Raw genomic sequence first — 15,947 nt, 5'->3', positions numbered from 1 at the left:
GGAGGATTAGAGTATGTTTAAAGTTAAAAAGGAAGAACTTTTAAAAGGATTTACTATTTTAAATAGAATTATTAAATCCACACCAACTATGCCAATCCTTTCAAATGTTTTAATTGATAAAGAAGAAAATAAAGGAGTTTTAATAGGAACCGATTTAGAGGTAGGTGTAAAATATTACTTTAATTATGAAGGCGAAATTAATAGAATAATTGTTTCATCAAAAACATTTCAAAATTTATTAAGATCTTTTAATAAAGAAGATATTGAAATTGAAAAAAATGAGGGTTTTATAAATATAACCTCTGATGGCAAGGATTATAAAATAAGAATAATAGAAGAAGATTATCCATTTATTTCTATGGAAGATATTGAAAAAGAAATTTTTGTAAACAAAGATTTTTTAGGAAAAGGATTAAAGAAAATTTCATTTTCAATTGGAGACCCACAAAAAACTAGATTAGAATTTTCTTCTTGTCTTGTTGAGTTTAAAAATGATGATGTTAAATTGGTATCTACAGATGGAAATAGGTTATCATTATTTGTCAGTAAAAATTTTAAAAAGGATGAAGCAGATTTCTCTTTTTTAATTCCAAAAGGTAGTGTATCGGTTCTTGAAAGAATTTTAGAATTAGAAGAAAAAGAAATTGTTAAATTGTCATTTTCACCAAGAAGTTTTTCATATTTAGGTGGCTCAGTTTATTTTATTTCAAGATTGGGTCAAGGTAATTTTCCAAATTATGAAATGGTTCTTCCCAGGAATGAGGAGAAATATATTATTTTAAATAGAAAAGAGTTAATTGATTCTTTACAAAGATTACTTTTAATTACAAGAGAGGGAAGTGGAAAAGTTCAATTTGATATAAAAGATAAACTTATTTTGAAAGGAAGTTCAATAGATATAGGAGAAGGAATAGAAGAAATTGAAATTATTGATGGAAGTAAAAGTAATGAGAAAATTTATCTTGATAATAAAAAGGTATTAGAAGGCTTAAAAACAATGGAAGAAGAAAATATAAAAATAATATTTTTTGATAGTGAATCTCCTATAACATTTAAAGATAGTGATAAACATCTTTACATTATAATGCCATATAGATCTGAATGATAATAAAAGAGATATCAATTTTAACTTTTAGAAATTTTGATGAATTTTTTCTTAAATTCAATGATAAATTAAATTTAATTATTGGAAAAAATGGAAGTGGAAAAACAAATTTACTTAACGCAATTTATTATCTTTCAAGTGGTAATACTTTTAATAATTTGAAAGAGAATGAACTTCCAAAATTTCCTGAAACAAGTTTTTTCTTAAGCGGAATTTTTTATGAGGATGATTCAAAAATTAAGGTCGAAATAATATATAAAGATAAAAAGAAATTAATTTCAATCAATGGTAAACCAATTCAATCACAAAAAGAACTTATTGGAGTTATTCCAGTTATATTTTTTAATTTTAGAACAAAAGATATTATATTAAAAGAACCAGAATTAAGAAGAAATTTTTTAGATACAAACATCTCGATGATAGATAAAGAGTATAAATATTTAATTTCAGAATATACTGATATACTCCAATCAAAAAATTCAATTTTAAAAAAGTTAAAGGAAGATAAAGAAAATTTTTATTTTGAAATACTTTTAGAATCACTTAATGAAAAGTTATATGAAATAGGAATTAAAATACAAGAAAAGAGAGACAATTTTATTAAAAGGTTAAAAGAGACTTTTTTAAATTTATATTTAAAAAAAGTAGAAATAGTTTATGAACCAAAAATTATTTCTTTGCAAGAACTAAATAAAATTAAATTTGAAGAAATTGAAAGAGGATATGGATTAATAGGCCCACATCTTGATGATATTCTTTTTTTATATAAAGGAATTGATATTAAAAATCTTTTCTCTTTGGGAGAAATAGAAGAAGTCTCTCTATATTTAATACTTTCACTCTATAATATAGTTCTTGAAACTTTGAAAAAGGAAGCAATTATTTTAATTGATGACCTTTTTGAAACAATAGATAAGAGTAAAATTGAAAATTTAGGAGAATTATTGTATAATTTTAATCAAGTTATTATAACCTCCTTTTCAAAGGAGATTATTCCAGTGGAACTAATTGATAAAAGTTCCACTTTTTTTTTGAAATCTTTAGGAGATAAAGAATGATTGAGAAACTTTCTCAAATATTAGATAGATTTTTAGAAGAGAGAGATTTAAAGAAAAAAATTTATGAAAAAGATATAATATTAAACTGGAAAAAATATGTTGGCACTCTTTTAGCAACTCATATTATACCTATTAATATTAAAAAAGGAACTCTTGTAGTTTATTCTGATCACCCAACTTGGAGCGAAAATTTTTTAAATCTTTTTCCTGAAATTAAAGAAAAGATCAATAAAATTTATGGATACGAAATAATTAATGAAGTAAAAGTTATTTTAAAAAGGAAGGGATATGGAAGAAAGAAATAGGTATGATGCAACTTTTATAAAAGTACTTGAAGGCTTAGAGGGTGTTAGAAAAAGACCAAGCATGTATATTGGTTCAACAGACGCTTCAGGTCTTCATCACCTTGTTTTTGAGGTTGTTGATAACTCAATTGATGAAGCAATGGCTGGTTTTTGTAAGAATATTATAGTCACAATTCATAAAGATAACTCTATCTCAGTTCTTGATGATGGAAGAGGAATTCCACCTGATATTCATCCACAATATGGAGTTTCAGGCATAGAACTTGCTTTAACAAAACTTCATGCTGGAGGAAAGTTTGAAGGTAAGGCATATAAAGTTTCAGGAGGTCTGCATGGAGTTGGAATATCAGTTGTAAATGCCCTTTCTGAAGATCTTTATGTTGAGGTTTATAGAGACGGAAAAAAATATTATCAATTTTATTCAAAGGGAAAAAGTTTGGGAGAGTTAAAAGAAGAGAATATAGATGAAAATAAGACAGGGACTTTTATTAAATTTAAACCTGATCCAGAAATTTTTGAAACAACTGAATTTAATTATGAAATTATAAAAGAAAGACTAATAACTTTAGCATTTTTAAATAAAGGGGTTAGAATAAAACTTGTTGACGAGAGAACAAATAAGGTAGAAGAATTTTTATATGATGGTGGAATTAAATCATATTTTGATGAATTAATTAAAGACAAGGATTTAACTCATCTACCTATTTATTTTTCTGAAGAAAAAGAAAATTTCTTTTTTGAAGTAATTTTTACATATACAAATACCACAAAAACAAATATTTTATCTTATGTCAATTCTATATATACCTCAGAGGGTGGAACTCACCTTACTGGATTTAGGAGTGGTTTAACAAAATTTTTAAATGAGGAAGGAAAAAAATTTGAATTTTTAAAAAATGATGACTCTTTTACATGGGAGGATGTGGCAGAAGGTTTATTTGCAATAATCAATATAAGGATTTTTGATCCTCAATTTGAGGGTCAAACAAAAACAAAACTTGGAAATTCATGGGTTAAGAAAGAGTTTGAAGATTTTATATACCATAATTTAATTAGTACTTTAGAAAAAAACCCTAATACTTTAAAAATAATTTTAAAAAGAGTTGAACTTAGCAAAAAAGCAAGAGAAGCAGCAAGAAAAGCAAGAGAACTTGTAAGAAAAAAAGTATTTTTTGATGAAACTCTTCCAGGAAAACTTGCAGATTGTTCAGAAAAAGATCCTGAAAAATCTGAACTATTTATTGTAGAGGGTGAATCTGCAGGAGGAAGTGCAAAACAAGGGAGAAATAGAACTACTCAAGCAATTTTACCTTTGAGGGGCAAAATTTTAAATGCAATTAAATCTTCTGTTCATAAAATATTAGATAATAATGAAATAAAGTCAATTATTGCTTCATTGGGTACAGGAATTCTTGAAAATTTTGATATTAATAAATTAAGATACAAAAAAATAATTATTATGACTGATGCAGATGTTGATGGCTCTCATATTAAAACCCTTCTTCTTGCCTTTTTTTGGACTTATCTAAAAGAGATAATAGAAGAGGGTTATCTATATGTAGCTATGCCTCCGCTTTATAAGATTTCATATGGAAAAAATAAAAAATATGCATATTCTGAGGAAGAAAAAGATAAAATAATAGGAGAACTGGAAAAGGGGGGTATTAAATATTCGATAAACAGATATAAAGGTCTTGGAGAAATGAATCCAGAAGAATTATATGAGACAACTATGAATCCAGAAACTAGAATATTAAAAAAAGTTCAAGTTCAAGATGGTGAAAGGGCAAAAGAGATAATTGATACCCTTATGGGCGAGGATGTTTTAATAAGAAAAAATTTTATAGAGGAACATGCTCTGGAGGTGAAAGAACTTGATATATAAAGAGAAAGAGGTTTTAATTCCAATAGAAGATGAGTTAAAAGATTCATATCTTTCATATGCTTTAAGTGTTATTATTTCAAGAGCACTTCCAGATATAAGAGATGGATTGAAACCAGTTCAAAGAAGAATTCTTTATTCAATGAAAGAACTCGGAAATTTACCAAATTCTCCATTTAAGAAAAGCGCAAGAGTTGTAGGTGAAACACTTGGTAAATATCATCCACATGGAGATGCTCCAGTTTATGAAGCACTTGTAAGAATGGCACAAGATTTTACAATGAGATATCCTCTTGTTGAGGGTCAAGGAAATTTTGGAAGTTTAGATGGTGATCCACCAGCAGCAATGAGATATACTGAAGTAAGATTGGCACCAATATCTCTTGAAATGTTAAGTGATCTTGAAAAAGAGACTGTGCCCTTTAGGCCTAACTTTGATAGTACTCTTCTTGAGCCAGAGGTACTTCCTGCGAAAATACCAAATATTTTATTAAATGGAGCAACAGGAATTGCTGTTGGTATGGCAACCAATATTCCTCCACATAACCTAAATGAAGTTGTTGATGCTCTACTTCTTTTATTAAGAGATAGAAACAAAAATACTGATGAAATAATGAGAGTTTTAAAAGGTCCAGATTTTCCAACGAAAGGAGTAATTTTAAACTATGATGGCATAAAATCATATTTTGAAACAGGAAGAGGATCTGTAATTATAAAAGGTAAAGGAAAATTTGAAAAAATTGGAAAAACTCTTGCTTATATTATTTATGAGATACCTTATAACGTAAATAAAGCAAATTTAATTAAAAGAATAGTGGAACTAGTAAAAAATGGAAAACTTAAAGAGATAGATGATATAAGAGATGAATCTTCAAAAGAAGGCATAAGAATTGTAATTGAATTGAAAAAAAATGTTGATATAAATGTTTTTGAGAAAAAATTATATGAATATACTGAACTTAAAACTTCCTTTCCTGTTAATTTTGTTGCTTTAATTAATGGAAAACCGAAACTTCTTTCAATAAAAGAAGTCCTTATCTCCTTTCTTGAATTCAGAGAAGAGGTTATAACAAAAAGAACAGTTTTTGAGTTACAAGAAGAGAAAAGAGAGTTAAAAATTTTATTAGGAATTAAAAAAGGAATTGATAGATTAGAAGAAGTTATTGACATAATTAAAAAAGCAAAAGATAGAGAAGAGGCAAGAAAAAAATTAAATTCACTCCTTGAAATTGATGATGAGCAGAGTAATGCAATTTTAGATATGAGATTATCAAGGTTAATGTCAATTGAAATTGAAAAATTAATTAATGATATAAAGACAAAAGAGGCAAACATAAAAAGATTAAATGAAATTTTAACAGATAAAGAGGCTCTTTATAAAGTAATTGAACAAGAACTCATAGAAATAAAAAGAAAATATGGAGATGCAAGAAAAACTGAAATAAAAGAGGAAAAAATTGAAGCATTATCAATTAAAGATATAATTCAAGACGAATCTATGTTGGTGTTTCTAACAAATGATGGTTATATTAAAAGAACAAGTTTAAATAATTTTATAACACAAAATAGAGGAGGAAAGGGAGTTAAAGGTATAACACTAGGTAGGGAGGATGAAATCTCAGATATATATTTTACATCTACACATAAAAATCTTTATTTTTTCACAAATTTTGGAAAGGTTTATTCTCTTCCAGTATATGAAATTCCTGAGGGTGAAAAAAAGGCAAAAGGAGAATCTTTACATATTTTATTACCACTTCATCCAGACGAAAGAGTAACATCAATTTATGCTGGAGAATTAAATAAAAAATATATACTCCTTTTTACTTCTAAAGGAAAAATAAAAATGACAGAAAGTGGTTTTCTTAAAAACTTAAGAAGAAATGGAATTAAAATAATTAATTTAGATGAAAATGATTATGTTAAAAGAGTTAGGGTTGTTAATGGAGATGAAAATATAGTTGTGATTTCAAAAGGAGGGAATATAGCAAAATTTTCTTTAAAAAAATTAAAACCTCAAGGAAGAAACGCAGGAGGAGTTAGGGGATTAAAATTAAAAGAGAATGATGAGATTGCAAGTTTTGATGTTGAAGAAATAAATAAATCGCTTTTTATTATAACTCAAAAAGGAAAAGGAAAAAGATTAAATTTTAATGAAATTCATTTAAAAAATAGAGGTATTTCTGGAATGAGAGGAATTAAACTTAAAAATGATAATGTTGTAGCAGTAAGAAGTGTTAGTGAAAGTGATGAGATATTTATTGTGACAAAATTTGGTAAAATAATAAGAATAAAAACTAAAGAGATCCCTATTCAAAAGAGAAATGCTTCAGGAGTAAGATTAATAAACACAGACTCAATTGATGAAGTAAAAGGAATTGCAATTAATAGAAATGAAAAAATTTGAAATTTTTCCACATACTGCTGATATTGGAATAAGAGTTTATGGTAGAAACTTAAAGGAACTTTTTGAGAATTCTGGAGAAGGTACATTATTTTTAATGAGAGAGGAAGAAAATCTTCAAGAAAAAGAAGAGATTAATTTTGAGATAAAATCTGATTTTATTGAGATGCTTTTAAACAAATTTTTAAATGAGTTTATCTACCTTTTTGATTCAAAATTCTTTTTAATAAAAAATTTTAAAATTGAAGAATTTAGTGAAAATATCATTAAAGGAAAACTTTTTGGAGAAACCTTTGATGAGAAAAAACATAAGATAAAGTATGCTATAAAAGCCTGTACTCTTGAAGATATGATAATAGAAAAAGTTGATAATTTATATAAAGTTGATATTATTTTTGATATATAAAACTTTCAAGGAGGTAGTTTAGATGGACATACTCACATTAAATTGTGGAAGTTCTTCTGTTAAATATCAACTCTATAGATGGAATGAGAGAAAAATTTTAGCAAGAGGAATAGTTGAAAGAGTAACAATTGGTGGCTCTTTTATTGATCATTATGCAAATGGTAAAGGAAACTTTAAAGTAGAACACGATTGTCCAGATCATAAAGTTGCTATTAAACTAATTATTGATACTCTTCTTGATCCAGAGATTGGTGTTATTAAAGATCTAAAAAGTATTCAAGGAGTTGGACACAGAATGGTTCATGGTGGAGAAAAATTTGCAAAGTCATCAATTATAAACGAAGAATTTTTAAAAACATTTGAATCTCTTTCTGATCTTGCTCCTCTTCACAACCCTCCAAATTTACTTGGTGTTAGAGCAGCAATGGAACTTTTGCCAGATGTTCCTCATTGCGCAATAATGGATACAGCATGGCATCAAACAATGCCAAAATATGCTTATATTTATTCTCTTCCATATGAGTGGTATGAAAAATATAGAGTAAGAAGATATGGATTTCATGGAACATCATTTTTATATGTTTCAAAAAGAGCAGCAGTACTCTTAGGAAAAGATCCATTTGAGACAAATTTAATTTGTCTTCATATTGGAAATGGAGCCAGTGCAAATGCAGTTAAAAATGGAATTTCAGTTGATACTTCAATGGGATTAACACCCCTTGAGGGTTTGGTCATGGGAACAAGAGCAGGAGATCATGATGCTGGAATTGATTTATTTATGATGAGAAAAGAAAATCTAACTGTTGATCAACTTGATAATTTACTTAATAAAAAAAGTGGAATTTTAGGAATTACAGGAAAATATACAGATAGAAGAGATGTGGAAAAAGCAGCAGCAGAAGGAGATGAGAGAGCAAAACTTGCAATTGAAATTGAAACATATAGACTCAAAAAATATATTGGAGCATATTATGCAGTTTTAGGAAGAGTTGATGCAATTGTTTTTACAGCAGGTGTTGGAGAAATGAGTCCACTTATAAGAGGAAAAACACTTGATGGTCTTGAAAATCTTGGAATAATTTATGATAAAAGAAAAAATGAAATATCAAAAACAAGAAATGCAGAAACAGAAATTACAGGCGAAGGTTCAAAAGTAAGAATTTTTGTAATTCCAACTGATGAAGAACTTGTTTTTGTTGAAGATACAGTTGCATTAATTGAAGGAAGATATGATGTTCATACAAACTTTAAATATTCATTCGAAGATCCAAATTATGTTAATCCAGCAAGAGAAGAGGCATTGAAAGAAGAACTTAAGAAAAAGCCAGAACTTGCTGAGATTATTGTTAGACCACCAAAAAGAGGTTAATTCTTGGATGTTAAATTAATTTATATAACTCCCAATCCAGAGAAAATAATTGAAGAGGCAGGGAGAACTGCTCATGAATCATTTGATAGATTGACACCAGATAGTCATGTTAAATTTATTAGAATGCTTTTAAAACTTGGTCATGAATCTGTTTTAGAGCATGCAGTGGCTTCTTTTAGGATCTCTGGGGTCTCAAGAAGTTTAACCCACCAATTAGTTAGACATAGAATCGCATCATATACTCAAAAATCACAAAGATACGTTAATGAATCAAATTTTGACTATGTAATTCCTTATACTATTTTAGCAAACAATGAGGCTTTAATAATATATAAAGATTTTATGGAGAGAACAAGGGATGTCTACAAAAAATTAATAAATTTAGGAATTCCTAAAGAGGACGCAAGATTTGTTCTTCCAAACGCAACAAAAACAGAAATAGTTCTAACTGCAAATTTTAGAGAACTTAGACATATGATTAAATTAAGGGGTAGTAAAGAAGCCCAATGGGAAATAAGAAATGTTTTTATTGAAATTTTAAAAATTTTAAAAGAATATGCTCCAACAGTATTTGAGGATTTTGTAATTGAGAAAGATTATATAAGGATTAGAGATGTTAAAGAGTGATAAATGGATTAAAAAAATGGCAACTCAATATAAAATGATAGAACCATTTGAAGAAAAACAGATTAAGAAAGGAGTTATTTCTTATGGACTCTCTTCCTATGGTTATGATTTGAGACTTTCTAATGAATTTAAAATTTTTACAAATGTTTTCAATTCAATAATTGATCCAAAAAATTTTGATCCAAAAAGTTTTGTTGACTTTAAGGGCGAGACATGTATTATTCCTCCAAATTCATTTATTCTTGGAAGAAGTGTTGAATATTTAAGAATGCCAAGAAAAGTTTTGGGTATCTGTATTGGAAAATCAACTTATGCAAGATGTGGAATTATTGTAAATATAACACCAATAGAAGCAGAATGGGAAGGTCATGTTACAATTGAAATTTCAAATACAACCCCATTACCTGTTAAAGTTTATGCTAATGAAGGTATCGCTCAAATTATTTTTCTTGAAAGTGATGAGGAGTGCGAAGTAAGTTATAAAGATAAGAAAGGGAAATATGATAAACAAATTGGTATTGTTTTGCCAAAGGTAGATAAATAAAAATAAAAATTATATTTTTTCTAAAAGTTTTTTTGAAATTTTATTTTGTTTTTCTATAAACTCTCTTTCATCGATAGAAACAAAATTTCCATTCTCAATTAAAATTTCTCCATTAATCATTAGAAAATCAACTTTTTTTGCATCAAGATACACAGGTACAGAAATTAGATCGTTTAATCCTCCAGCAAACTCAAGTTTATTTAAATCAAACATAATAATATCTGCTGCTTTTCCTATCTCAATTGATCCTATAAAATCATCCATCCTTAAAACTTCCGCCCCACCAATTGTTGCAAATTTTAGAACATCTCTTGATGTAATTGCATTACTTCCATATTTAACCCTTTGAAGAAGAAGTGCATTTCTAATTTCAAGAATAAAATTGTTTGTGTCATTACTTGAACTTCCATCAACTGCAAGTCCAATTCTTATTTTTCCTTTTAGTTCACTTACTCTAGCAATTCCTGAACCAAGTTTCATATTCGATGTAGGACAATGAGCCATACCCACATCACCTTTTATTAATTTTTCAATATCACTATCACTCAAATGAACCATATGAGCAAACCAGACCCTTTTATTTAACCATCCAATAGATTCCATAAGTTCAACAGGTCTTAGACCAAATTTCTCTTTACAATAAATTTCTTCATCTAAGGTTTCAGCAAGATGAGTGTGAAGTAACACATTATACTTTTCTGCGAGCCTCAAACTTTCTATCATAATATTTTTTGTGACTGAAAATGGAGAACAGGGGGCAATTGCAATTCTAAGCATAGAATATTTCTCACCATTATGATACTTTTTAATCATATCTTCTGTATGGACTAAAATTTTTTCATCATTTTGAACTACACTATCTGGTGGCAAGCCCCCGTCTTTTTTTGATAGAGACATTGCACCTCTTGTTGGATGAAAACGAATTTTTGTTAATTTTGCTGCTTCAATTTGGGCATCAAAAATTTTTACGTTGTTGTAAGGTACAAGATATAGATGATCTGTTGTTGTAGTAACTCCACTTTTCATCATTTCAAGTATTGCAATAACTGTTGATACATAAACTGCTTCTTCATCAATATTTTTCCATTTTTCATATAAATATATAAGCCAATCAAAAAGTTTTAGATCATTTACCTCTTTTATATTTCTAAAAAGAGTTTGATAAAAATGATGATGTGTATTTACAAATCCTGGAAGAAGTAATTTTCCTCTTCCATCAATAACTCTATCATAATTTCCTTTTGGCTCTTTATCACCAACAAATGTGATTACTCCATTTTCAACTGTTAGATATCCATTTTCAATTTCTTTTCCATCTTTATTCATTGTCCCTATTAAAGTTACATCTTTAAATAAAAATTTCATTTACTCTTGTCCTCCTTTTCTTTTTCTCTTAATTTAAAGAATACTCTTTCTGGTGTAGCGGGGATTTGTCTTATTCTTGCTTCGGTTGCATGAAATATTGCATTTGTTATTGCTGGCGCAATTGGAACCATTGTTGTTTCTCCAATGCCCTTTGATCCAAAAGGTCCTAATTCTTCTATACTTTCAATTGAAATAGTCTCTAAATCTTTTGGGATATCAAGTATTGTTGGAATTATATATGTTGAGAAATTTTTTGTTAAAAACTCCCCATTTTTAATAATTACATCTTCCATTAAAGCATAACCCATTCCCATAACTAAACCACCTTCAGATTGTCCCTCAAAGCCTATTTTATTTATTACCCTTCCTCCATCAATTAAATTAACTCCCTTAATTAGATTTACCTTACCTGTAAGAGTATTAACTTCAACAAGGGCGATACTACCTGAAAAACTAAAAATATAATGAGGTAAACCAAATGCTCCATTAATTTTTGTTTTTGATGTTGGAAAATTAAAGTGACCATCTACTTTTGGTAACCTTCTTTTTTCATAAAGAATTTCCCCTAATTTTTCATAGTTTATAAGTTCTCTATTTTCTTTGTCATAAAAAGTTTCATCTTTTATATAGATATTATTTTCTGGGATATCGAAAATTTCAGAAACTTCTCTTTTTAATATCTTTAAAATTTTTTCAGATGCAATTTTAATTGCTCTTCCACTTCTATATGTTGCACCAGAAGCAGTTGTTGTTCCAGAATCAGGAACAAGAAAACTGTCACCAGTAACTATAAATACTTTATTTTCATCTTTAATTTTTAATGATTCTAATGCTATAATTTTAAGTGTTGTTTTTGCTCCTTGTCCTATTTCAACACTTCCTGCATAAACATTAAATCCACCATCTCTTCTCATTTCAATTATTGCAGCACCATAATCTGGAAGTCCAACACCAAGACCAGTTCCTTGATAAGATAATGCTATTCCGACCCCATACTTTTTGAATTTAGATGAAGATAATTTTATTTTCTCTCTTTCTTTATAAATTGGATGTTTCTCAATTTCATCTAAAATTTTATTTAATCCAATGCTTGTTTCAATTTTACTTCCTATTCCAGTTTCCTCTCCTCTTTTTAATATATTTTTTCTTCTAAGTAGTAATGGATCAATTTGAAGTTTATATGCAATTTCATCCATTTGTGACTCCATTGCAAATGTTACTTGATTTACTCCAAAGCCTCTAAATGCGCTTGATACTCCATTGTTAGTATAAATGCAAAATCCTTCAATATGAGTGTTTGGAATTCTATATGGACCACATGAATGTTCTATTGCAAGATTCACAACAGGCCCTCCCAATGATGCATATGCACCTGTATCTGCATAAATATAAACTTCATTTGCAACAAGTGTTCCATCTTTTTTAACACCTGTTTTATATCTTAGAATCATTGGATGTCTTTTCCATGAGAAAACTATTGACTCTTCTCTACTAATTTCCATTTTAACCGGTCTTTTTGTGTGATAAGCAAGGAGTGCAAGATGGATCTGCGTTGTAATTTCATCTTTTCCGCCAAATCCACCTCCCATTGGTTCATTTATTACTCTTATTTTCCTTGGATCAAATGCAAGAACTCTTGCTATTTGAATTTGATCTCTGAATGGATATTGACCTCCACAAATAACTGTAATTGTATCTTCTTCTTCATCATAAAAAGCAACACCATTTTCTGTTTCAAGATAAGCATGTTCCTGTCTACCAGTTCTATATTCATTTTCAACAATTAAATCTGCCTCTCTAAATCCCTTCTCAACATCTCCTTTTTTAACAACTGTATGAAGGTGTATATTCCCACTTTCATGCACTTTTGGAGAAGATTCTTTAATTGCTTCAAGAGGATCTTCTACAACTGGAAGTGGTTCATATTGAACTTCAATTAATTCAAGTGCTTTTTTCGCTATTTCTTTTGTTTCCGCTGCTACTAAAGCAATAGCATCTCCAAGATATCTTACTTTGTCATAGCATAAGACTGGCTGATCTTGAACAACTATTCCAAAACCATTTAAGCCAGGTATATCTTTATAAGTTAGAACCTTTACAACTCCCGGAAGTTTTTCTGCTTTAGAAACATCAATTTTTTTAATTAATGCATGGGGATATTTACTTCTTAAAACTTCTCCCCAAACCATATTTTCAAAATAGATATCTGATGGATATTTTAATTCTCCCTTAACTTTTTCCTGAGAATAAATTTGTTTTATTTTTTTGCCAATCCATTTCTCTTCTTCTCTTTTTTTCTCTTCAAGTTTTACACTCATTTTTACCTCACAAATTAAATAAATAAATTAAACTTTCATAAAGCAAATATTTCGAAACTTCTATTCTATATTCTCTTGAACCTCTAACATCTGTAATTGGATCAATTTCATTTTCAATAAGAGATGATATTTTAAATAATTCATCTTCATTTATTTCTTTTAAATTTAAAATAGCCTCCTCAACTTTTTTTGCTCTTACAACAGTTGGTGCAACTGAACCCAATGAAATTTTAATATCTTTTATGTTTTTACCCTCTTTATCAATTTTTACACAATTTGATGCTATTGAAATAGTTAAAGCATTTCTTTGTCCAAGTTTATTAAAAAATCCCAAGTTTGAGTTTTTCCATTTTTTTACAACTATTTTTACCAATATTTCGTCTTGATTTAAACATGTTTTTCCAGGTCCTAAAAAAAATTCATTAATATTAACAACTCTTTCTCTATCTTTTGATTTTAATAAAAGACGCGCCTCCTCGCACATTAAAGGAGGAATTGAATCACCTGCAGGAGAAGCATTACATAAATTTCCACCAATTGTTCCTTTATTTCTTATTTGAGGAGAGCCAACTTTTTTTGCAGCGAGAACAATAAGAGGAGAATATTTATTCATTATTTCTGACTCAATTATCTCTGTAAAAGTGACAAGTGGTCCTATTTCAATTTCATCTCCATTTTCTTTTATACCCTTTAACTCATCAATATCTTTTAAATCAATAATATTTTCCTCTTTTATTAAATTATCCTTTAACCTTACAATTAAATCTGTACCACCAGCTAGAAATCTCTTATTATTCCCAAAATTTTTTGCAAGATCAAGAGCCTCAAGTAAATTTTTTGGTTTAAAATATTCAAATTCTTTCATTTTGTCCTCTTTTCTCTTTTATAAATTTATTAATTGCATCAAGAATTTTCTTATATCCTGTACATCTACATAGATTTCCTGAAATTGCCTCTTTAACTTCATCAATAGTAATGTCTTTTCTTTTTTCAAGAAAAGAGTACAAACTTACAACAAAACCAGGTGCACAAAAACCACATTGGAATGCCCCCTCATCAATAAGGTAATCTATAAACTCAACTTTATCTTTTAAACCTTCAATTGTAAAAACAGATTTATTTTGAACCTCTGGCATCAAAACAAGACAAGATGTATAATTTTTTCCATCAATTATTACTGTGCATGCCCCACATTCTCCTTTTGAACAACCTTCTTTTGTTCCAGTTAAATGTAAATTATCCCTTAAATATTCCACAAGTGTTTTATTTACAGGAACTTCATCAATAATGTCTTCTCCATTTAATTTAAAGTTTACAACAATTTTTTTCATTTTCTTATGTAATAATGTTCAATATTAATTTTTCTTTCATAAATTTTAATTGCATCAACTGGGCAGACTTGCATACATAAAGCGCAACCAACACACTTTTCTTCATTTACCTTTGGGACTCTTGTTTCCTCTTTTAATTCAATTGCCATATGTCCTCCATCTCTACAACTAACAAAACAGAGTTCACAACCAACGCACTTTTCTTCATCTATTTTTGCTTTAACAAAGTCTAAAATAATTAATTCTTCGTTTGTTTTTATTTTTTCAAGTGTTTTTCCAACAATTTCTGATGGAGATTTAAATCCCATTTCATCAAGATAATGAGATAAACCTCTTTTTAATTCTTCAATTACTCTAAAACCATACACCATCGGAAGTGTACAAAATTGAACATTACTTGCTCCAACGAGCATAAATTCAATTGCGTCTCTCGAGGAATACGCTCCGCCATTTCCTGATATTGTAATATCAACATTTCTTTTTATTTCTGCAATTGTTCTAAGAGTTATTGGTTTTATGGCATTTCCTGAAAGACCTGAATATGATGAGTAACCAAAAACAGTTGGATAAGGTTCAAATGTATAAATATCTATTCCAAGAAGAGAGGGTATTGTATTACTTGCAGTTATTCCATCTGCACCACCTCTTTTAACTGCCTCAGCAACTTCAACGATATCTGTAACTTGAGGTGTTATTTTTATTAAAACAGGAGTATTTTCTGCAGCTTCTTTGACCCATGATGTTACCTTTTCTGTTGCTTGAACAGATTGAGCAAGCATCCTTCCAGGTGCTTCGCCCATACTTCCCTGAGGACATGAAAAAGAACATTCGATTATATCAACTCCCGCCTTTCTTAATCTATAAACTAAATTTTGCCAATCTTCTTTTTTACTCCCCATTATGCTTGCACCAATCATTTTGTGTGGAAATTTTTCTTTTAAAATTTTTACTCTTTTCTCAACTTCATCAATGTGATATTTAGAAATTAAATCAATATTTCCAAGTCCTAATACTCTTTTTGAATAATTTCCAAATGAAGACATCATTGGATATTTTAAAGGAACTGGGTTGTCTTCAACAGAAGTTGTTTTTAAAATTACTCCTGCCCAACCAGCTTCAAGACCATTAATTGCAATTTCAAGTTCATCTGTTGATGGTGAAGCAGATAAAATAAATGGATTTTCAAGTGTTATACCTAAAAATTCAATTGAAAGATCTCTTAATTTAAACATT

The 15,947-nt window shown here is 28.6% G+C and carries 14 protein-coding genes; 9 read left to right on the top strand and 5 right to left on the bottom strand.

The window, feature by feature from the left end; genetic code table 11:
* Positions 1-13 precede the first annotated feature (13 nt).
* Genes dnaN through dcd form a run of 9 tightly spaced genes read left to right on the top strand, consistent with a single transcriptional unit; the run spans position 14 to position 9,700 of the window.
* Entirely contained in the window at positions 14-1,105 is a 1,092-nt protein-coding gene (dnaN, locus tag QMD25_01490; GenBank protein ID MDI6860676.1) for a DNA polymerase III subunit beta, read from the top strand.
* On the top strand, positions 1,102-2,163 hold the full coding sequence (recF, locus tag QMD25_01485) for a DNA replication and repair protein RecF (GenBank protein ID MDI6860675.1): 1,062 nt from the start codon (positions 1,102-1,104) through the stop codon (positions 2,161-2,163). Before dnaN ends, recF begins: the two co-directional genes overlap by 4 nt.
* Positions 2,160-2,468 (top strand): DUF721 domain-containing protein, encoded by a 309-nt coding sequence (locus tag QMD25_01480; GenBank protein MDI6860674.1) that lies wholly within the window; start codon positions 2,160-2,162, stop codon positions 2,466-2,468. The genes recF and QMD25_01480 overlap by 4 nt, the downstream gene beginning before the upstream one ends.
* Complete coding sequence (locus QMD25_01475; GenBank protein MDI6860673.1) at positions 2,452-4,353, top strand: DNA topoisomerase subunit B; 1,902 nt, start codon at positions 2,452-2,454, stop codon at positions 4,351-4,353. Before QMD25_01480 ends, QMD25_01475 begins: the two co-directional genes overlap by 17 nt.
* On the top strand, positions 4,343-6,757 hold the full coding sequence (gene gyrA, locus QMD25_01470; GenBank protein MDI6860672.1) for a DNA gyrase subunit A: 2,415 nt from the start codon (positions 4,343-4,345) through the stop codon (positions 6,755-6,757). The genes QMD25_01475 and gyrA overlap by 11 nt, the downstream gene beginning before the upstream one ends.
* Positions 6,744-7,160, top strand: a complete 417-nt coding sequence (locus QMD25_01465; GenBank protein ID MDI6860671.1) for an archease — start codon at positions 6,744-6,746, stop codon at positions 7,158-7,160. Before gyrA ends, QMD25_01465 begins: the two co-directional genes overlap by 14 nt.
* A 22-nt stretch (positions 7,161-7,182) precedes the next feature.
* Positions 7,183-8,529, top strand: coding sequence for an acetate kinase (locus QMD25_01460; protein MDI6860670.1), 1,347 nt, complete (start codon positions 7,183-7,185; stop codon positions 8,527-8,529).
* Between the two features lie 3 nt (positions 8,530-8,532).
* The gene (gene thyX, locus QMD25_01455; protein ID MDI6860669.1) at positions 8,533-9,156 is read left to right on the top strand and encodes an FAD-dependent thymidylate synthase; all 624 of its coding nucleotides are present in this window, start codon (positions 8,533-8,535) and stop codon (positions 9,154-9,156) included.
* Entirely contained in the window at positions 9,143-9,700 is a 558-nt protein-coding gene (gene dcd, locus QMD25_01450; GenBank protein MDI6860668.1) for a dCTP deaminase, read from the top strand. The genes thyX and dcd overlap by 14 nt, the downstream gene beginning before the upstream one ends.
* 9 nt (positions 9,701-9,709) lie before the next feature.
* Here the strand turns inward: dcd and QMD25_01445 are convergent, their stop codons facing one another.
* The 5 genes from QMD25_01445 to preA are packed head-to-tail and all read right to left on the bottom strand — an operon-like array spanning position 9,710 to position 15,946.
* Positions 9,710-11,065 (bottom strand): 8-oxoguanine deaminase, encoded by a 1,356-nt coding sequence (locus QMD25_01445; protein MDI6860667.1) that lies wholly within the window; start codon positions 11,063-11,065, stop codon positions 9,710-9,712.
* Positions 11,062-13,383, bottom strand: a complete 2,322-nt coding sequence (locus tag QMD25_01440; protein MDI6860666.1) for a molybdopterin-dependent oxidoreductase — start codon at positions 13,381-13,383, stop codon at positions 11,062-11,064. The genes QMD25_01445 and QMD25_01440 overlap by 4 nt, the downstream gene beginning before the upstream one ends.
* Positions 13,384-13,390: 7 nt before the next feature.
* The gene (locus QMD25_01435; protein ID MDI6860665.1) at positions 13,391-14,248 is read right to left on the bottom strand and encodes a xanthine dehydrogenase family protein subunit M; all 858 of its coding nucleotides are present in this window, start codon (positions 14,246-14,248) and stop codon (positions 13,391-13,393) included.
* Positions 14,235-14,714: a (2Fe-2S)-binding protein gene (locus QMD25_01430; GenBank protein ID MDI6860664.1), complete on the bottom strand. Its 480-nt coding sequence runs from the start codon at positions 14,712-14,714 to the stop codon at positions 14,235-14,237. The genes QMD25_01435 and QMD25_01430 overlap by 14 nt, the downstream gene beginning before the upstream one ends.
* Complete coding sequence (gene preA, locus QMD25_01425) at positions 14,711-15,946, bottom strand: NAD-dependent dihydropyrimidine dehydrogenase subunit PreA (protein ID MDI6860663.1); 1,236 nt, start codon at positions 15,944-15,946, stop codon at positions 14,711-14,713. The genes QMD25_01430 and preA overlap by 4 nt, the downstream gene beginning before the upstream one ends.
* Between the last annotated feature and the right edge of the window lies 1 nt (position 15,947).

The organism is Caldisericia bacterium (assembly GCA_030018355.1).
Lineage (GTDB): Bacteria > Caldisericota > Caldisericia > B22-G15 > B22-G15 > JAAYUH01.
The sequence above is the reverse complement of the archived record's forward strand: the minus strand, read 5'-3'. Positions and strand labels throughout refer to the sequence as shown.